Here is a 20,251-nt window from a genome sequence, read left to right as displayed (position 1 = left end):
TAATATTTTTTTATGAAAATATTAGCCTAATTTAAATAAAAAATACAGTTTTTGAGTATATTAAATATATTATAGAAATTTTTTCTTTTGAAGGAACATCATGTCTTTTTGTTACAAGGGAGTAATAAAAAAAATAGAAAAGAATATTTAGATCAATCTTTAATTTTTATATCTCAAAAAATTGGAAAAATTATTCAAAAATCTTCATATTTTGAAAGTGAAGCATGGAATATGAAAAATTCGACAAATTTTTACAATCAAGCTTTACATGTAAAAACTAATCATTCTCCCATTAATCTTTTAAAAAATATTTTAAATATAGAATTTCTTATAGGAAGAAGAAAAAATTATAATTATACTGGAGAATACAAAGATAGAGAAATCGATATAGATATTTTATTTTATGATAGTATCATTATATCTAGTTCTATTTTGACTATTCCACATCCTTTATTGCATATGAGAAAATTTGTTTTGGAACCTATGTGTGAAATTAGCCCTAATCAAAATCATCCCATATTCAACTTAACTCTTTTAGAAATATTAGGATTATGTACAGATAAATTAAATGTAAAAAAATTATAGAATTAAGTTTACTTACTGTATATAAATAAAATACATAAACAAAAACAAGTGCATAAAAAGTTTTTTATTTTCATTGTTATGTTATTCGTTTCTATTTTTATTTATGCAAACGAAAAAAAAATAAATAACGATTTTTTTGATCAAGAAAAAAATTCTTTTAAAGACATTATAAAGTATAAATCGAATATACAAGAACATAATATAGAAGAAAAAAAATCCTATTTAAAAGGAAAAGCTTCTATAGAATATAATGATATAAAAATTCAAGCAGATTGTATTGAATTTAATTGGGATAATGGAGATTTGTACGCAATTCAGAAAGAAAAATTCGCTTTTTTACAACAAGGAAATTATCAATATCTTTTCAAGAATCTTCATATTAATTTCAATAGTAAAAAAATAGAAGCAAAAGACTTTTATATCAAAAGAAAAAATTACATGATCATAGCAAATCGCATTGAAAAAAAAGATCAAAATATGAGTTTCATGAAAAAAATTAAATATATATCAGATCCTTTTTTTTTAAAAAATAAAGACAATGATCCTGATTTTTATTTAAAAACAAATTTTTTAAAATATTTTCATGATAAAAAATATATTTTATCTGGTCCAGTTTTTTTTTATTGGTATAAAGTTCCTATGCCTATATTTTTACCTTTTTTATATATTCCTGTAAAAGAATTAAATAGATCGTCTTATGGGATGATCTATCCGAAAATTGGAATTCAAAATAAAAAAATTTATTTGGAAGATATCGGTTTATTTTTTCCTATTTCTAATTTCCTAAATTTTAAAATATTAAGTTCTATATATAACACTGATAAATGGAACTTAAAAACAAAAATGGAATATAAATTGAAACATTATGGGTTTTTTGACTTCAATTATCAATATATGTCAAGAAAACAACATGATTATCAGTTTCAATGGGAACACAATCAGGATTCTCAATCAGATTATGATGCCAATTTTCATGCAAATATCAATTATAATAAAAATCTACCCGAGAACAATGATAATGAAGTTCTTTCATATTTAAGTATAAGAAAAAAATTTTCTAATTATTTATTATTTATGGATTCTTATATGCGACAAGAAAGAAGCAAGAATCAAGTGAGAATAAAATTTATAATACCAGAATTGATTTTTCATATGAGAAATCGACCCTTTAACAAAAAAAATTTGTTATTGCGTAACACAAATATAGAAAATAAAATATTGATTCACAATTTTGTAGATTTTTTCAATCAAACAATATCCTTTAATACTGTATTCAATCAAAAAATGAGTATTTCTACTTATTTTTCTTTTTTCGATTCTTATTTGAAAATTTCACCTAAAATTTTTTATGATGAATTTTATATGTGTAAATTTCCTTATTCTTGCGTTTCAAATTTACAAAAAATAGATTTTTCTACAGAGATGATCTCTGTCCCATTAAATAAAACTTTAGAAATAAAAAAAAATACTATTTTATTGATACATCAAATAGAACCTGTATTATCTTTTGATGTAAGTTATTTTCCTACTACTTTTCATAATGAAAAAAATATTTTTGAAAAAAGAATAAGCATTATATTAAATAATGATTTTGATGTTCAAATCAAAAGTACATTTGATAAGAAAATAAAAATGCTTCAAAATTTTATCTATTCATTTATTATTGATAAAAGTTCTATTAAATGGGACAACTTCTATATTGTAGGTCATACCGATTTTACAGAAAATTTAGGGATAAAATATAAAGGAGGCATAAATTTTGTTGAAGAAAAAAATAAAAGAATGAACAAGATGATGTATTTTGATTTTTCTTGTAACTATGAAACCAGTTTATTATCAGAAAAAAAAAAGAATGAAGAATATAAAAAAAAAGGAACCAATCGGTATGATTATTTTTTGTTTGATAAAAAAAATTATGCATTTTACTCAATCCCATTGAGTTTTAAAATTGATTTTCATTCTAATTATAAAGACTCCATCGATCCAAAAAAGTTGTTCAATACTTTTTTAAGCATTAATGGATCTATTAATATTACAAAATATTGGAAAATTGATCTTCATATAAATTATGATCCATTGAATCAAAAAATAATGTTTTCCAATATTATTTTTTATAGAGATTTAAGAAGTTTTAAAATGAGTTTTAATTGGATTCCTATGGAAAATCCTTCTTGGCATTTTTTCATTGGGATTAAAGACCCAAATTTGAGTGATATTATACAGTATAATGAAAAAAACTAAAATAAATTAAATATGATTCCCAAAAAAATTTCAATAGAAAAAATTCCATCTTCTGGACCATATAGTACATGTGTTCTTGTAGAAAATTTTTTATTTGTTTCTGGACAAATAGCCGTGGATCCAAAAACTGGAAAATTAATTTCCGATTCTATAGAAATAGAAACAAGGAGAATAATGGAAAATCTGAAAATTATTCTTTCAGAAAATGAGATAGGATTTCAAAATGTTATAAAGACTTCCATTTTTGTAAAAAACATGAATCATTTTTCCAAAATCAATGATGTCTATTCTGATTTTTTTCATGATGGAAATTACCCAGCTAGAGAAACTATACAAGTCTCTGGACTCCCAAAAAATGCTAACATAGAAATATCTTTGATTGCATTCAAAAATTAGATATATTTCGTGAAATATTGCTTTTTATTCTTTTTTTTATTTCATTTCTGAATACAGCATATTCTGAAAATATACATATAATTCATGCTGATTTAATACAAAAAAATGATCATAATGATGCTATTTTTTTAATAGGAAATATTCATTTTGAATATCAAAAATATCATCTTTTTTGTGATAAGGCTATTTATTATAAAAAAAATAATAGGTTGTATGGTTATGGAAACGTTCAATTAAAATCAAAAGAAAATAAAATAATTTCTAAAAAGATATATATAGAAGATAATTTCTCTCATTTCAAACTATCAGGAGGAGTCATTTTATTTATAGGAAAGATAAAATTAACAGCTGACACAATTAATTGTAATTTAAAAAAAAAATTGTTTCAAGCTGTTAATCATGTAGTTTTTATTTTCAATAAATTCAGGTTAACCACAAATATGTTAGAATATGATTTTAACAAAAAAAAAGTTTTTTATATAGATAGTATAATTTATTATGATGATTATATTATACATAGTAAAGAAGGTTTTTTTTCACTTTATGAAGAAAAGGCAGAATTAAAAAATGGAATTAAATTAATTAGTAAGAATTATACTGTACATGCTAATGCATTGGAATATTTTTTTAAACAAAAAAAAATAAATTTTAATCGTTCTGTTCTTATAGTCCAAAATGACAAATCAGACAATTTTATTTATGCTCAAAAAGCGTTATTTTTTATTCAAAAAAAAATATTTCTGTTAGAAAAATATGTTAGTATTCATTGCAATGAAAAAATTGTAAAAGGAAAACACCTGTTTTTTAATCAAAAAAAAAAATATGGATTTATTAGAAATTTTTTACTAGAAGATTTAAAAAAAAAATATTTTTTGATAGGTGGATATGGAAAATTTAATTTTCATAATGATTCTTTAATTTTAAAAGAAAATCCAAAAATTGTAAAAACATCAAAAGAAAATTCTTTTATTATTGATTCAGATATTTTAAAAATCAACTTAAGAAAAAATTCTACATATTCGATTCAAGCTTTTTCTGTAAAAAGTTTTTTTTTGAATGAATCGATTCAAGGAAAATGCAATATTTTGAATTATGAATCTTCAAATGATTATATCAAATTTAGTGGAAATCCCATATTTTGGTTTCAAAATCATCAAATAACTGGTGAATCTATCGATGTTTCTTTTCTAGAAAAGAATGAATATTCTTTGAAATCGATAAAAATTATAAAAAAAGCTTCTTATATAGAAAAAATAAATTCAAAAGAATTTAATCAAGTAGAAGGTGATATGATAACTGGTTTTTTTAATGAAGAAAATACTTTAGAAAAAATTTTAATTCAAGGAAATGTCAAAAGCATCATTTTTATTGATGACAAGAAAGAAAAAAAGTTAATGAATAAATCTTCTTGTGGGGTTCTATCATTATATTTAGATAAAGAAAAAAAAATCACAAAAATTTATTGTGTAGAACAAGTTTATTCAGAATTAATTCCTCTTTCTGAAGAGCCCCCCAATGAATTTCTTTTTCTTTCCGATAAAATTTGGAAAGAAAAACCCAAAATCTGCAAAAATTTTTTTGTGTACAAAGAAATAGAAAAATACAGAAAAGAAAATTATTTAGAACAAGAAGAAATAAAAACAATCAAAAATAGAACTAAATTCTTATAATGTTATGAAAGAATTAGAAAGGGATTTTTTTCAATATCAAACTCAAATTAACCCTTTTATCATGAAAATTATAGTGGATTATGCTGATGGAAATTATATTTATGGGAATAATGGTAAAAAATATTTGGATTTTGTGGCAGGTGTTTCCGTTAATGTATTAGGACATGGCAATCAAATAATAAAAGATGCTATAAAAAAACAAGTAGATAAGTATTTACATACTATGGTTTATGGTGAATTTATACAAAATCCTTGTGTAATGCTTTGCAAAAAAATAGCGGAAAACACTCCAGAACCATTAACTACTACTTATTTAGTTAATTCTGGAACAGAAGCAGTAGAAGGGGCTTTAAAATTAGCTAAATGTTATACTGGAAGAGAAGAAATTATTTCCTGTAAATGGGCTTATCATGGGAGTACTCATGGATCTATGAGTATTATGGGAAATGAAAAAAAGAAAAGACCTTTTAGACCACTCCTTCCTCTGGTTAAATTTATCACATTTAATCATGTTGATGAACTGATTGATTCTATATCAGAAAAAACAGCTTGTGTAATTTTAGAAACCATTCAGTGTTCGAATGGAATCACATTGCCTGATAATTCTTTTTTAAAAAAAGTAAGAGAAGAATGTCATAAAAAAAAGGCTTTAATGATCCTTGATGAAGTTCAAACTGGATTTGGAAGAACAGGAAAACTTTTCGCTTTTGAACATTATGGAATAGTTCCTGATATTTTAATAATGGGAAAAGGAATGGGAGGTGGGATGCCTATTAGTGCTTTTACTTCATCACATGAAATAATGAAGACTTTTTGTGATTCTTATCCTTTAGGACATTTAACTACTTTTGGAGGAAATCCTATTTCTGCTTCTGCTTCTTTAGCTACTTTAGAGCAACTTATCAATTCTAATATAATGAAAGAAGTATCCATGAAAGAAAAGTGGATTAGAAAATATTTGGTTCATGACGAAATAAAAAGTATTAATGGAAAAGGACTTCTTTTGTCTTTTGAGTTACAAGATAAAAATACAGTAGAAAAATTATTAAAAAATTGTATCGATAAAGGATTAATTTTATTTCGTTTTTTATTTCATAGTTCTTATTTACGTATATCGCCTCCATTAACTATCACAAAAGAGGAAATCAAAAAAGGATGTTCTATTATTATAGAAAGTTTAAATCAACTTAAAAAAAAATAATGTAATTGAGATTTTTTATTGAATTGGCTTATAATGGTAAATATTTTTATGGATGGCAAGTCCAAAAAAAAGTAAGCACTGTAGAGGGAAATTTAGAATATTGTTTATCTAAATTGTTAAAAGAATCTATCAATGTAATAGGTGCTGGAAGAACGGATAAAGGAGTACATGCTAAACAAATGTTTGCGCATTTTGATTACAAAGGTAAAATCAGTAATAATTTGATAAAAAAATTAAATGTTTTTCTCCCTAAATCCATTAAAGTATTAAATATTTTTCCCGTAAAAGAGAATATTCATGCAAGATTTAATGCTATAAAACGAATATATAAATATTATTTAGTACGTGATAAAAATCCATTTTATCAAGATTTTTCTTGGCATTGTTTCTACCCATTAAATATTCAACGAATGAATATAGCTTCAAAAAAGCTAATGGGACATAAAGATTTTAGTTCTTTTTGCAAAAAAAAAACTTTTGAAACAAGAAACAATATATGTAAAGTGAATCATGTTTGTTGGTCCGTGAATAATAATGTTTTCTGTTTTACTATTGAAGCTAATAGATTTCTCAGATCTATGGTTAGATCTATTATTGGAACTCTGATTGATGTTGGAAGAAACAAAATAAGCGTCAATGAATTTTCAGAAATTATAGAATCTAAAAATTCTAATTTTTGTAAATCAATAGTTCCTGCATGCGGTCTGTTTCTTACCAGAATTCTTTATCCAGAAGATATTTTTTTATGAAAGAAAATTTGAAAAGGAAAAGATCTTCCTTAAAACAGCTTATTAAAATTAGTTTAGATTACAAATTAATACTGATAGCAACAGTCACTACTTCCGTATTAATATCTTTTATTTCCGCTTATCGTCCGAAGTTAATACAAAAAGCTATAGACATTCATATCCTTTATAAGGATTTTTTGGGACTAAAAAACATATTGATGTTGATTATTGTGCTTCTTTTCTTAGAAAGCATATTTCATTTTATTTTATTATATCTCTCTAATGTTTTAGCTCAAAATGTCATTGAAAGAATTAGAATTCTTTTATTTGAAAAGTTATTGCATTTTAGAAATTCTTTTTTTAATAAAACTCCAATAGGAAAATTGGTCTCTTATGCCGTATCAGATATAGAGACTATTACTGTAATATTTAATGATGGAATATTACTTGTTTCTGGAGATGTGTTAAGAATTATTATGATTATAATAATGATGTTTACAGTACATAAAAAATTATCTTTTATTGTTTTTTTTACTATTCCTTTCATGTATATCATTACTCGATTTTTTCAAAAAACACTCAAAAAAACCTTTCATGAAGAACGAGTACAAACTTCACGTTTGAACAGTTTTCTGCAAGAGAATATTATAGGAATGTCTGTTATTCAACTTTTTCATAAAGAAAAAGAAGAATTCTTGAAATTTCAATCTATTAATCGTAGATTGATGAATGCTCATTTTAAAACTATTTTTTATTTTTCCATTTTCTTTCCTATAGTAGAACTTGTATCTGCAGTAACAATAAGTATTGTTATATTTTATGGAGGATTTCATGCAATTGAAAAAGGAAATGTAAAACCTGGACAAATTATTGCTTTCATTTTTTTTATTTATCTTCTTTTTCGTCCCATGCGACAAATAGCAGATCGATTTAATATCATACAAAGAGGAATAGCTGGAATAGAAAGAATATTTTCTATATTAAATTCTGATGATATCATTATTAATCAGGGAAACTTACGTTTAAATAAATTTAAAGGACATATTGTATTTAATAATGTTCATTTTTCTTATATTGAAAATGAGATGGTTTTGAATGGAATTTCTTTTGAAATTCAACCTGGAGAAAAGGTGGCCATAGTAGGATCTACAGGATCCGGAAAATCTACTATTACTCATTTGATATCCAGATTATATGAAATCAATAAAGGAAACATTTGGATAGATGGACATTCCATTCAAGATATTGAACTTAAAAATTTAAGATCTCATATTAGAGTCGTCACACAAGATACATTTTTATTTAATGATTCGATTATAAATAATATTACATTAGGAGATCCTTCAATTAGTATTGATCAAATAGAAAATATGGCAAAAAAGATAGGAATTCATAGTTTTATTACATCATTGCCTAATGGTTATCAATATATTGTAAAAGAAAGAGGAGGATTGCTTTCACTTGGAGAAAAACAGTTAATTTCTTTTTTAAGAGTTCAAATGCATCCTTATTCTATACTTATATTAGATGAGGCGACTGCTTCTTTAAATAAAGAGTTAGAAAAAATGATTTATAATGCTACAGATTTTCTAACTAAACAAAAAACCTCTATTATTATCACTCATCGTCTTTCTACATTAGAAAATGCTGATAAAATATTAGCGATCAATAAGGGAAGTATTATAGAAAAAGGAACTCATCAAGAACTGATTCAGCTTAATGGATATTATGCTGGATTGTATAAAGAATCTTTTAAAAAAAATTAAGAACAATTTATGTAAGTTTTTTTTAATGTTTTTTTTGCCCAATTTTTTATTGCATCTTTTTTTTTAATGTCTTTTACAAGATTTTTTAATATTGTGTAATCTGTTTCAAAAGAAATAGGACGAGAAGGAATGCTATCTAATAATTGGACAATGAAAAAAGCTTCCTTTTCATTAACAATTTCTTTATAAGGATTAGAAATACCTCCTTTTTCTAAAGAATTTAATGCTTTTTTCATATTTTGTGACAATTGATTTTCTTCAACCCAAATTTTATTCCATATTGAGTAATTTACAATTTGATTGTTTTTGTCTATCAAATTTTCGAGATTTCGATTGAAAATTCGTTTTTGAATAGAATCTACAAATGATTTTGTTTTTCTTAATTCATGTTTTGTATATTTTGGTTTAATTAAAATATGTCTGAGATCGACTTCATCTTTATTTTTTTCTAATTTTATGATATGGAATCCTGAATCTGTTTCGAAAGGTTCAGATATTTCCTTTTCTGATAGAGATAGAACTACATGTTTAAATTCTTTTGAAAGACGATTTATTTTAATTCCTTGAATTAATCCACCATTCGATGCTGAATAATTATCTTCAGAGAATAAAATAGCTTGAATAGAAAAATCAATGTCAGAATGTATTTCTTTTTTTATTTTTTTTAAAAAGTCTATAATTTTCATTCTGTTCATTTGACTTAATTTTGGAATACAAACTAGATAAGAAATGCACATTTTTTTGGGTAAAAAAGGAATTTTACTCTTGTTTTTAGTAAAAAAATATTTTACTTCTTTAGGAGAAATTTCCACATTGTCTGTTATTTTTTGATAGAATTTTTCTATGTATAGATGATTTTTAATTGTTTCGGTTAATTTTGGGATCCATTCTTTTTTTTTAAACTGTTGTATCAAAAATTCTTCTTGATTTGCATATTTTTTACTCATTTCTGATAAAAATGCTTGAGTTTTCAATTCTAATTCTTGATTACTTATTTGTATACTAACATCTTTTTTTGCATGATAAAGCATTAATTTTTCAATCAAAAGGTCGTCCAGATCATCTAAACAATTTTTTGAGTTCTTAGTTTTTATTTCTGAATCTAAGATAATTTCATTTCCTACTATAGCATAAATTCCTTCTAATTTTTCAAAAGAATAAGAAAAATGACTATATATCAAAAAAAATAATAAAAAAAGAGAAAACTTTTTAAGACTGTTTTTTATCATGATTATGGATATACAATTTTTATTCCATTAATAATACAAAAAAATTATAATATTATGACTTTAATAGCTAAAAAATTATGCAAGAAATTTAAAAATAAATATGTGGTTAAAAATGTTTCTTTTCAGTTAAATAAAGGAGAAATAGTAGGATTAATTGGACCTAATGGAGCAGGAAAAACAACTTCTTTTCATATGATGGTAGGACTTCTTAAACCGGATCAAGGAAAAATTTTTCTTCATGAAGAAAATATTACAGAAAAACCAATGTATCAACGTTCTAAAAAAGGAATCGGATATTTATCGCAAGAACCATCTATATTTAGAAAGTTATCTGTAGAAGATAATATTCTATGCATATTGGAAATGCAAAGAAAATTTTATAAAAAAAAGAAAAAAAATAAAACAGAAAAACTGATTGAAGAACTAGGATTACAACATATACGATCTCATCGTGGGGATCTTCTTTCTGGAGGTGAAAGAAGACGCACCGAAATAGCCAGATCTCTGGCTATAAATCCTAAATTTATTCTTTTAGATGAGCCTTTTTCTGGAATTGATCCAATCGCTGTAGAAGAATTGCAAAAAATTATTCTATCTCTAAAAAAGAAAAATATAGGAATATTAATTACGGATCATAATGTACAAGAAACTTTAACAATAACAGATAGAATTTATTTAATATTTGAAGGAAAGATTTTAAAACATGGATCTCCTCTAGAAATTATGCAAGATTCAGTGGCAAAAAAAGTTTATTTAGGAAATCATTTTATATTGTCAAAAAATGAATCATCGTTTTAAAGGTCCAGAAGTAGGACTATTTCTCAATGGAGAGCCTCCTCCTTTTTAGGAAAAAAATTTTTTTCTATAAAAAAATTTTTGCTGTAGATGGAGCTTTTTATTACTTAAATCAATCAGGAATTTCAGTAGATTACATTACAGGAGATTTTGACTCTCTTTTAAAAGAAGATATTCCTTCTGGACTCAATTTTTTAAATACTTATGATCAGGAACATACTGATTTTGATAAAGCTTTGAACATAATTCATAAAAAAGGATTTTTGAATATAAATGTTTGGGGAGGGAGTGGAAAAGAGCAAGATCATTTTTTGGGGAATTTATCTACAGCTTTGAAGTATAAAAAAAATTGTCTATTATATTTCATGATAAATATCATTCTTATTTTTTTTCTGATAAAAAGACCTTTTTTATCAGAAAAAAATAAGAAGGTGTCTTTATTTCCATTTCCTGAAGTAGAAGGATTACAGACACATGGACTGAAATACCCTATCAACAAAGGGGATTTAGAAATAGGAAAAAATATAGGCATAAGAAACGAATCTTATGAAGAAAAAATAGAAATCAATTATAAAAAGGAGAATTATTAATATTTATAGAAAAATAAATTTTAAGATTATCTAAAAATTTTTGATTTTATCTATCATTATTTTTATATGATTAGCAGATTGAATTAAAAGATCTTTTTCTTTTTTATTTAATTGTAATTCTATAATTTTTTCTATTCCAGATTTTCCTAAAATGACGGGAACTCCTAAATATATATTTTTCAAATTATATTCTCCTTTCAAAAAAGCTGAACATGAAAAAATACGTTTAGAATCTTTTAAAATAGCTTCTACCATTTGAACTACAGATGCACTTGGAGCCATCCAAGCAGATGTACCTAATAAATTGACTATTTCTTCTCCTCCTTTTTTTGTTTTTTCGACAATCACATTATTTTCTTCTTCCGATATAAATTCTTGTATAGGGATTCCAGATATAGAAGTGTATCTATATAAAGGGACCATAGTATCCCCATGTCCTCCTAATAATAAAGATTGAATATCGTTAGGTGATAATTTTAATTTTTTTGATAAGAAAAAACGATATCTTGTAGAATCTAATACGCCTGCCATTCCTATAACACGAGAAGAATCAATTTTAGCAGTCATATAAGTGACGTATGCCATTACATCTAATGGATTTGATACAATAATAAATTTTGCTTTTGGAGAAAAAAAAATAGATTCTTTCGTGACAGAACGAATAATTTTTGCATTAATCTGAACAAGATCATCACGACTCATTCCAGGTTTTCTAGGAACGCCACAAGTAATAACAATTATTTCAGAATTTTCTGATTTTGAATAATCATTAGTTATTCCAATCACTTGAGTATTGGATCCTACAATAGGAAGCATTTGAGAGATGTCCAAACTTTTCCCTTCAGAAAATTTTTCTCTAATATCTAATAAAACAATTTTTCTAACTATATCTTTTTGAGCTAACAAACTAGCACAAGAAGATCCTACGTTCCCTGCTCCAATAATAGTAACTTTCATGTTCTTCTATGTTGATTTTAGGTAAGCTTAAATATTTGCCTAAATTTGTAATCTTTAAAGATAAACACAATTTCTATTTTTATGAAAGAGGATTACATTAGAAGAAAAAAATTCTATTATAGACATATAGGACCGTCTTGTAATGAAATTAACGATATGTTGAAAGAATTGCAATGTTCCTCTATTAAGAATTTTATAAAAAAAACTATACCTAAAGAAATACGTTTGAAAAGAAAATTAAATCTCCCCAATTCTATTTCTGAATATCAATATTTAAATCACATTTATAAAATAAGTAAAAAAAATAAAATTTACCGTTCCTATATAGGATTAGGGTATAAAAATACCATTACTCCAAGCGTTATTCAAAGAAATATTTTAGAAAACCCAAGTTGGTATACTCCTTACACACCTTATCAATCCGAAATATCTCAAGGACGTTTAGAAGCTTTGATCAATTTTCAGACAATGATTTCAGATCTTACTGGAATGAAAATAAGTAATGCATCTATGTTAGATGAATCTACGGCGTCCGCAGATGCAATGTTTATGATTTATCAAGAAAAAATCAAAAAAAAACAGATTGATAATCATTATTGCTTTTTTGTTTCAGATGAAATCCTCCCACAAACTTTTTCAGTTTTAAAAACAAGATGTTTTGGTTTAGGGATCCAGATTATAATAGACACTCATAAAAATTTGTTGAAAGGAAAATATAATGGAAAAAAAATATTTGGATTGATGATATCTTATCCTACTTGTTTAGGAGAAATATATGATTATAGTGAAACAATTGAATATGACAAAAAAAATAATATATCAGTAATTGTTTCTGCAGATATTTTGTCTCTATCCTTGTTAAAACCTCCTGGAGAATGGGGGGCTGATGTTGTTGTGGGATCCAGCCAATCTTTTGGTGTTCCTATGGGATATGGAGGGCCTCACGCTGCTTTTTTTTCCACTCATGAAAAATATAAACGTTTTATTCCTGGTAGAATAATTGGAATATCTATAGATAATAAAAATAAAAAAGCATATCGCATGGCTTTACAAACTAGAGAACAACATATCAAAAGAGAAAGAGCTACTTCAAATATTTGTACATCACAAGTTTTGCCTGCAATTATGGCTTCTATGTATGCTTTGTTTCATGGAAAAGAAGGATTAATAGGAATAGCTAAAAGTATTCATGAATATGCTAAAAAATTAGAATTTTTATTGATTAATAGTATAAACAATCTTTCTCAAGTGAACACATTTTATTTCGATACTATTAGAATTAAAACAGATTTTATAGATCAACTCAAAGAGGTTTCAGATCGAAAAAAAACCAATTTTAGATATATAGATAAAAATCATTTAACTATTACTTTAGATGAAACCACATGTGAAAAAGATATAGATCATATTTTATCCATATTTCATGAAGTTTATAAAAAAAGAAAAAAGTTTGATGATACGAATCAAATTCATAAAAAATACAAATTTCCTAGTTCTTTGAAAAGAACTTCTAATTTTTTGGAACATGAAATTTTTCATAAATTTTATTCAGAAAATGAATTAATGCGTTATATAAAACGGCTAGAAAGGAAAGATCTTTCTTTAATTCATTCTATGATACCGCTTGGTTCATGTACTATGAAACTGAATGCTTCCACGGAATTATTTTCTTTAAGTCAACATGAATGGAGGAATGTTCATCCTTTCGCTCCTGATAAACAAACTATGGGATATCGTCTTGTAATTCGTAATTTAAAAAAATATTTAAAAGAAATAACTGGATTTTCTGGAATCTCTTTACAACCTAATTCAGGAGCTCAGGGGGAATATGCTGGACTTATGGTTATAAAATCTTATCATCATTCATTACAAGAAACTAAAAGAAATATAGCATTAATTCCTTCTTCTTCTCATGGGACCAATCCTGCTTCAGCAAACATGGCAGGAATGAAAGTTATTTTAATTTCTACAAAAAATGATGGATCGATTGATAGAAATGATTTATTCAAAAAAGTAAAAGAATATAAAGATTTTTTATCTGTATTAATGATTACTTATCCTTCTACTTATGGCGTATATGAAACACATATTCAAGAAATCATAAATATGATTCATGAAAATGGAGGTCAAGTATATATGGATGGAGCCAATATGAATGCTCAAGTTGGTTTAATAAAACCAGCACATTTGGGAGTAGATGTTTGTCATCTAAATCTTCATAAAACTTTCGCTATTCCTCATGGAGGAGGAGGCCCTGGAATGGGACCTATTTGTGTTGCTTCGCATTTGAAACCTTTTCTTCCTGATCATCCTTTTTTTGGAAAATTAGAAAAAAATAAATTGACGATATCTTCTTCTCCATATGGTTCTTCCTTAATACTCACAATTTCCTATGCTTATATTCGTTTATTAGGCCCAGATGGGCTGAGAAAATGTACAGAGATATCTATACTGAATGCCAATTATATCAAAGAAAAATTAAAAAAATTTTATAACACATTATATGTAGGGAAGAACAATGCCGTAGCGCATGAATTAATTATAGATTGTAGAATTTTCAAATCTTTAGACATAGAAGTTATAGACATAGCGAAAAGAATGATGGATTATGGATACCATGCTCCTACTGTCTCTTTTCCTGTAGAAGGATGTATGATGATAGAACCTACAGAAAGTGAATCTAAAGAAGAATTAGATCGTTTTATTGAAACACTTATCAATATACGTAAAGAAATTCAAGAAATTGAAGATGGAAAATTTTCTAAAAAAGAAAATGTACTTAAAAACGCTCCGCATAGTATAGAATTGCTAACTGATAATGATTGGAACTATCCTTATAGTAGAGAAAAAGCTGCATATCCATTATATTGGGTCAGGGAAAGAAAATTCTGGCCATCAGTCAATCGTATTGATGATGGATATGGGGATAGAAATTTGATGTGTACATGTAATTGAATAGTTTAATTTCAAGTTAGGTTAGGAGAGTCTGTTTTTTATTTTAAAATGTTTTAAATTTTGAATATGGAGAAACATGAATAGAATCAAATAAATTTTTTTCATATTTCAATAATCCTGTAATGGCTATCATTGCTCCGTTATCTGTGGTATATTTTTTTTTGGAATAAAAATTTCCCATTTTTTGTTTCTTTTTGCGAAAGATATAAACATTCGTCTAATTTCACAATTTGCGGAGACTCCCCCTGCTAAAGCTACTCTAAAAATATCAGTTATTAGAGTGGCTTTTTCTACTTTTTCTAAAAGAATTTCTGCTATGATTCTTTGAATAGAAGCACAAATATCAGATAAATTTTGTTTTATAAATAATGGATTTTTTTTTGATTTTTTTTTAATGAATTGTAAAACATGACTTTTGAATCCACTGAAACTGAAATTTAAATCATTGACTGATGGTTTTGAAAAACCAAATTTTTTGCAATTTCCATTTTTAGAAAAAAGTTCGATCATAGGTCCTCCAGGATAATGGAAACCCAAAAGTCTAGCAATTTTATCAAAAGTATCTCCTATAGAATCATCTAAAGTGGATCCTAATATTTCCATTTTAAAAAAATCATTTACCTTAACTATTTGAGTGTGTCCCCCACTTATAACTAAACCTAAAAATGGAAATTTAGGATAAGAATTGTTCATATTAGCATTTTTTATGAAATGAGTAAGTATATGGGCTTGCACATGATTGACAGTTAGTAAAGGAATTTCTAATCCCATTGAAAAAGATTTAGCAAAAGAAGCGCCTACCAATAGAGATCCTATTAATCCTGGTCCTAAAGTAAAAGATACAGCATCAATTTCATTTTTTTTAATTTTTGCTGAATGAATAGCTTGGTTGACGGCAGGTGTCATATTTTGATCATGCAATCTAGAAGCTAATTCTGGGACTACTCCTCCATATTGTTTGTGGATTTCTTGATGAATGATAATATTAGATAACACATCTCTATTTTTAATAATAGAAACAGCTGTATCATCACATGATGATTCTATACCGAGAATAATAGGTTTTTTTTTCATAATGAAATAACAATATATTTGAAAATGATTTTTTATCATAAATTTTTTACCGTAAAGAAAATAATCCTTTTTTTACTTTTTTTATTGGTATTGATTTTTGTAAATATTTATGATCAAAAAAAAGTGCAAGAAAAAATATCAACCTTTTTTTTGAAAAAAGTAAGAAATCAATTAAGCGATAAAATTTCCATAAAACATATTTCATTTAATTTTTTCAAAAAAGAACTTATTTTTTATGATGTTAAAATGACAGATCATCATCATTTGTCTTTTATTCATTTATCTAAATGTAAAATATCTATTAATCATTTATTTCGTTTGATTTTTATGAACTCTAGACATTTGAGTCTAAAAAGTATGGTCATTGAAAACTCTTCTTTTTTCATAAAAAAATATTTCAAGGAAAAAGAAAACAATATCCTTTTTTTTATCAAAAATGTTTTGATGAATAAAGAATCAATAAACACAATTACTTGTTCAGAGTTAATAATCAACAAATCTCATTTAGTGTATAATAATATAGATTCTAAAAAAAAATTAGATCATTTTTTTTCTAGTTATATGAAAAATATTCAAATTAAAAATAGAAAAATTAAAGTTTCTATTTTTTCTTTTCAATCTCAAGGATTGATAAATAAAAAAAAACTTTTCATCAAAAACTTGTTTTGCCATTTAACATATTATTATCCTGCAAAATTAGAAATTCAAGATTTGTTTATAAAAACATCGAATAGTTTTCTAAAAGGATCTTTTTCGATTTTTAATAGCAAAAAATATGAAGAAAAGAAAAATTCTTTCTATAAAAAAAATATATTATGTGAAGTTTTTAAAGGATCAAAATTAGGACCTGATTTAGGAATATTTTTTCACAGAAAATGGTCTTCTAATCTTAGCTTATTTGTTCAAGGAAATATTCACGTACAATTGAATGGGATCCATAAGAAATTTTTTCTATCTAATATTCTTATAAAGGATTTACAAGAAGATAAATTGTTTGCAAAGACTATTTATATTGATGAGTATCCACAATGGAAAAAAATTAAATTTTTTAAAACTTTTATTCTATTTCATACTAATAAAATAAGTCAGATCATTCCATCTAATTTCTATTCTAAATTCCATTTTAGAAAAGTCAATTTGAATTTGAAAAAATGGACATACAAAGGAAATCTAATTATTAGAGTAGTAAAAATGAAAGAAATAAGTTTAAAAGTAGAAGGAGCTATTAAAAATCATTTCTTTATGGCTAAAGTCTCAACTTGTATTAATTTTTTGAATCATGAGGTTCAATATGTCGGTCAAGTTTCAATTGAAAAAAATATCTTCTTTTTTTACTTCAAAGTTTTATTAAAGGAAAAAAGTTTTTTTTTCATTTCATCAAATAATCCATTTGATGGATCTAAATGTTCATCAGATGATGTATGGATTTTCATGAATTTAAAAGAAAATTTATCAAAATTATTTGGACCTCTGCTTTTATCACATTCAGGATTTAAAATTAATTTTAAAGGAGAAATTCATCCACAGGTTCAGAAAATCTATCTAAGAATCAATAATGATAAAAATCAAATTGATAAAGATATAAAGGTCATGTGGATCAAAAAAAAACAGTTTAAAACAATTAGAATCAATGTATATGATATGATCATTGGTCAAATTCATGGAGATTTTAAATGGGAACATTTATTATCTGTTATACAAGAACAAATTTTTTGTTTAAAAAGTTACTGTAAAAAACAAATAGAACATGTGAATTTTAGTTTTCTGATAAAAAAATCTTTTATAGACTTGATAAGACAAAAAAAAGATAGTAATACTTTTTCTGATATTCGAATTTCAGGAAAAAAAGAGAAGAACGTATTTAGAACGATTTTTTTCACAGAAAAAATACAATTGAATGAAATATTTTTTGAAAAACTGTTTATAATCGTTAATTCTTCTTTAAAAAATGATATACGAATTAATACAGAAAAAATTACTTATAAAAATTTCTTTTCTAAAAAAATAGATGTATCTATTTTGAATCAAGAAGATTTTTGGATGATTCATTCTAAGTTTTTATTAAAATTTCAAAAACAAGAATACAAAGAACAAATATTGAATTTTCTTTGCAAAAAAGGAAAAAAAATTTTTTTCGTTTTTTTTCCTTTTCTTTCTAAATTAAATATCAATGGATATGATTGGAAAACCAATAATGGTTTAGGAATAATAAAAATAGACTTCTTAAACAGAAGATATGTCATAGATAACATTATTTTATATTCTGAAAAACAAAAAATTATTGTAAACGCGGATTTTATTGAAAAAAAACAAAAGATTTTTCAATTTTATTTAAATAATGTACAATTAAAAAAAATCATATTTAAAAAAAATATGGATGGTTTTGTGAACGGTTTTTTTTCGTATAAAAGTGACTACAATCAAATTGAACCCAATATACATGCAAAAATTACAAATTTTTCAATTGATAAAACAGTTTTAGGAAATTTTTATGTTCATTCTTTTCATAAGAATAAAAATTATGAGATTAATGGAGTACTCAAAAAAAATTGTCATGATATTTTAAAAATATCTGGAAATATTAACAACAAATCTAAAAATCAATCCAAACTAGATTTCAATCTATATATTAAAAATTTAAGAATGGATAATTTTTCCTTTTTTTGGAAAAAAATGAATAGTGAAGCAAGAGGATTTCTAACAGGAAAAATCAAAATATTTGGTAATATAAATAATCCTCATTACTTTGGTAAATTAGAAATTAACAAATTTGGAATAAAAATAAATTCTATAAATACAGATTATGAAATTACGAGCAAGGCTTATGTAAATATTGTTTCTGAATCCTGCATCTTATTATCTTCTTCTTCTTTTAGGGACACTAAATATAATACTCAAGGATATATAAATGGATGTTTTTTACACAAAAATTTTCTAAAATGGAATTTAGAATTATCTATAAACACAAAAAACTTACTCGTTTTAGATACAAATGAAAAACAAAATCGTTTTTTATTTGGAAAAATATTGACTTGTGGAAAAATTAAAATAAATAAAAAAGAAAATAAAGTTCATGTTTCTATGAAACATGGAGAAATTTTGAATTCTTCTCATTTATATATTAACCCAAAGGGTTATAAAAATAAAAAAATATCGTATAAAAAATACAAAGAAAAAGAAGATGATGATTTTTTGTCAATAGATGTGAAAACGAATGTACAAGAAAATACGAAAATATCAATATTTTTAGACAAAAATTTAGAAAATTTTATTGAATTAAAAGGAAAAGGCTTTCTTTTTTTCAAAAAAACACATAAAAATGATGTTGAAACTAGTGGAAAATATTTTGTAATAGATGGATTCTATCATTTTTCTAGTCAAGAAAAAATTCCAATTCTAAAATTGGAAAAAGAATTTAAAATCAAACCAGGAGGATTTATTACTTGGAAAAATAATTTTGACCAATCCAATATCAATTTAATTGCTTATGAAACTAAATATGTATCCAAAGTTACTGAGTATATAAATTTTGCAAAAGATTCAGAACATAATCCAATATTTACAGAATTGAGAATTAATATTTCTGGAAAAATACAAAAACCTAATATTAATATGGAAATTTTATTTCCTAAAAGTGATAAAATCACTCAACAAAAATTATTCAATAAATTAAATTCTTTTGAGGAAAAAACAATACAATTTGTATCCATTTTAATTTTAGGAAAATTTTTTATAAAAAACGAGATCATAAAAAATTTTCTATACTTTTCTGTTTTCGAAATTTTTTTAAAAAAATTAAAAAAAATACTATCATATTCAGATATGAAAAATTTGGATTCTTTAAAAAAAAAAGAAACGTTTAATTATTTTCTTTCTTTATATCATGATAATAAAAATCTATCATCTATTAAATGAAATGATAAGAATCATTGTCTCTTTCTTTTTAATTAGAGTTAGTAACAAAAAAAAGAATCCAAATCAAATCATTTATATCATAAGATTACTTATTGAAAAACAAGAACCTATTTCTTAAAAAGAAAGTTTTGTATCTTGGTATTTTTAAT

General features: G+C 24.6%; 13 protein-coding genes and 1 pseudogene. 11 read left to right on the top strand and 3 right to left on the bottom strand.

Translation table 11 applies throughout. From position 1 onward, the window contains the following. Window positions 1-87: 87 nt before the first annotated feature. The 7 genes from folK to BLBBGE_RS03060 all read left to right on the top strand — a co-directional run bounded on the left by folK (window position 88) and on the right by BLBBGE_RS03060 (window position 8,587). Window positions 88-585 (top strand): 2-amino-4-hydroxy-6-hydroxymethyldihydropteridine diphosphokinase, encoded by a 498-nt coding sequence (folK, locus tag BLBBGE_RS03090; protein ID WP_012841139.1) that lies wholly within the window; start codon window positions 88-90, stop codon window positions 583-585. A gap of 78 nt (window positions 586-663) precedes the next feature. Beyond that, window positions 664-2,826: a putative LPS assembly protein LptD gene (locus BLBBGE_RS03085; RefSeq protein WP_012841138.1), complete on the top strand. Its 2,163-nt coding sequence runs from the start codon at window positions 664-666 to the stop codon at window positions 2,824-2,826. A 12-nt stretch (window positions 2,827-2,838) separates the two neighbouring features. Next, on the top strand, window positions 2,839-3,222 hold the full coding sequence (locus tag BLBBGE_RS03080) for a Rid family detoxifying hydrolase (protein WP_012841137.1): 384 nt from the start codon (window positions 2,839-2,841) through the stop codon (window positions 3,220-3,222). Window positions 3,223-3,239: 17 nt separating this feature from the next. Next, complete coding sequence (locus BLBBGE_RS03075) at window positions 3,240-4,892, top strand: OstA-like protein (RefSeq protein ID WP_012841136.1); 1,653 nt, start codon at window positions 3,240-3,242, stop codon at window positions 4,890-4,892. Window positions 4,893-4,896: 4 nt separating this feature from the next. After that, on the top strand, window positions 4,897-6,093 hold the full coding sequence (locus tag BLBBGE_RS03070; RefSeq protein ID WP_012841135.1) for an aspartate aminotransferase family protein: 1,197 nt from the start codon (window positions 4,897-4,899) through the stop codon (window positions 6,091-6,093). 5 nt (window positions 6,094-6,098) lie between these two features. Next, window positions 6,099-6,842, top strand: coding sequence for a tRNA pseudouridine(38-40) synthase TruA (gene truA / locus BLBBGE_RS03065; RefSeq protein WP_012841134.1), 744 nt, complete (start codon window positions 6,099-6,101; stop codon window positions 6,840-6,842). Further along, complete coding sequence (locus BLBBGE_RS03060; RefSeq protein ID WP_012841133.1) at window positions 6,839-8,587, top strand: ABC transporter ATP-binding protein; 1,749 nt, start codon at window positions 6,839-6,841, stop codon at window positions 8,585-8,587. The genes truA and BLBBGE_RS03060 overlap by 4 nt, the downstream gene beginning before the upstream one ends. Here the strand turns inward: BLBBGE_RS03060 and BLBBGE_RS03055 are convergent. Then, window positions 8,584-9,816: a peptidylprolyl isomerase gene (locus tag BLBBGE_RS03055; RefSeq protein ID WP_012841132.1), complete on the bottom strand. Its 1,233-nt coding sequence runs from the start codon at window positions 9,814-9,816 to the stop codon at window positions 8,584-8,586. The genes BLBBGE_RS03060 and BLBBGE_RS03055 overlap by 4 nt on opposite strands. 54 nt (window positions 9,817-9,870) lie before the next feature. Here BLBBGE_RS03055 and lptB point away from each other — a divergent pair, with 54 nt between their 5' ends. After that, window positions 9,871-10,614, top strand: coding sequence for an LPS export ABC transporter ATP-binding protein (gene lptB / locus BLBBGE_RS03050; protein WP_012841131.1), 744 nt, complete (start codon window positions 9,871-9,873; stop codon window positions 10,612-10,614). 26 nt (window positions 10,615-10,640) lie between these two features. Beyond that, complete coding sequence (locus BLBBGE_RS03045) at window positions 10,641-11,201, top strand: thiamine diphosphokinase (protein ID WP_012841130.1); 561 nt, start codon at window positions 10,641-10,643, stop codon at window positions 11,199-11,201. 30 nt (window positions 11,202-11,231) lie between these two features. Here BLBBGE_RS03045 and mdh read toward each other — a convergent pair whose 3' ends face one another. After that, the gene (gene mdh, locus BLBBGE_RS03040; RefSeq protein WP_012841129.1) at window positions 11,232-12,158 is read right to left on the bottom strand and encodes a malate dehydrogenase; all 927 of its coding nucleotides are present in this window, start codon (window positions 12,156-12,158) and stop codon (window positions 11,232-11,234) included. Window positions 12,159-12,239: 81 nt separating this feature from the next. Here mdh and gcvP point away from each other — a divergent pair, with 81 nt between their 5' ends. Beyond that, window positions 12,240-15,113 carry an aminomethyl-transferring glycine dehydrogenase gene (gcvP, locus tag BLBBGE_RS03035; protein ID WP_012841128.1) on the top strand — a complete coding sequence of 958 codons (2,874 nt, stop codon included), beginning with the start codon at window positions 12,240-12,242 and terminating at the stop codon, window positions 15,111-15,113. A 43-nt stretch (window positions 15,114-15,156) separates the two neighbouring features. Here gcvP and tsaD read toward each other — a convergent pair. Beyond that, a pseudogene (tsaD, locus tag BLBBGE_RS03030) lies at window positions 15,157-16,187 on the bottom strand (tRNA (adenosine(37)-N6)-threonylcarbamoyltransferase complex transferase subunit TsaD). A gap of 24 nt (window positions 16,188-16,211) precedes the next feature. On the opposite strand from tsaD, the gene BLBBGE_RS03025 reads away from it, so the two are divergent. Further along, on the top strand, window positions 16,212-20,102 hold the full coding sequence (locus tag BLBBGE_RS03025) for a translocation/assembly module TamB domain-containing protein (protein WP_012841126.1): 3,891 nt from the start codon (window positions 16,212-16,214) through the stop codon (window positions 20,100-20,102). The last annotated feature ends 149 nt before the right edge of the window (window positions 20,103-20,251 follow it).

Origin of the sequence: Blattabacterium sp. (Blattella germanica) str. Bge, from assembly GCF_000022605.2 — a bacterium.
In the GTDB taxonomy this organism is placed as follows: Bacteria; Bacteroidota; Bacteroidia; order Flavobacteriales; family Blattabacteriaceae; genus Blattabacterium.
The sequence above is the reverse complement of the archived record's forward strand: the minus strand, read 5'-3'. Positions and strand labels throughout refer to the sequence as shown.

Bases quoted from the DNA above. Each gene is read 5' to 3' on its own strand.
- BLBBGE_RS03055 (WP_012841132.1), bottom strand. From the start codon at position 9,816: ATGATAAAAAACAGTCTTAAAAAGTTTTCTCTTTTTTTATTATTTTTT.
- BLBBGE_RS03070 (WP_012841135.1), top strand. From the start codon at position 4,897: ATGAAAGAATTAGAAAGGGATTTTTTTCAATATCAAACTCAAATTAAC.
- lptB (WP_012841131.1), top strand. From the start codon at position 9,871: ATGACTTTAATAGCTAAAAAATTATGCAAGAAATTTAAAAATAAATAT.
- BLBBGE_RS03045 (WP_012841130.1), top strand. From the start codon at position 10,641: ATGGAGAGCCTCCTCCTTTTTAGGAAAAAAATTTTTTTCTATAAAAAA.
- BLBBGE_RS03060 (WP_012841133.1), top strand. From the start codon at position 6,839: ATGAAAGAAAATTTGAAAAGGAAAAGATCTTCCTTAAAACAGCTTATT.
- BLBBGE_RS03025 (WP_012841126.1), top strand. From the start codon at position 16,212: ATGATTTTTTATCATAAATTTTTTACCGTAAAGAAAATAATCCTTTTT.
- mdh (WP_012841129.1), bottom strand. From the start codon at position 12,158: ATGAAAGTTACTATTATTGGAGCAGGGAACGTAGGATCTTCTTGTGCT.
- BLBBGE_RS03080 (WP_012841137.1), top strand. From the start codon at position 2,839: ATGATTCCCAAAAAAATTTCAATAGAAAAAATTCCATCTTCTGGACCA.
- BLBBGE_RS03085 (WP_012841138.1), top strand. From the start codon at position 664: ATGTTATTCGTTTCTATTTTTATTTATGCAAACGAAAAAAAAATAAAT.
- gcvP (WP_012841128.1), top strand. From the start codon at position 12,240: ATGAAAGAGGATTACATTAGAAGAAAAAAATTCTATTATAGACATATA.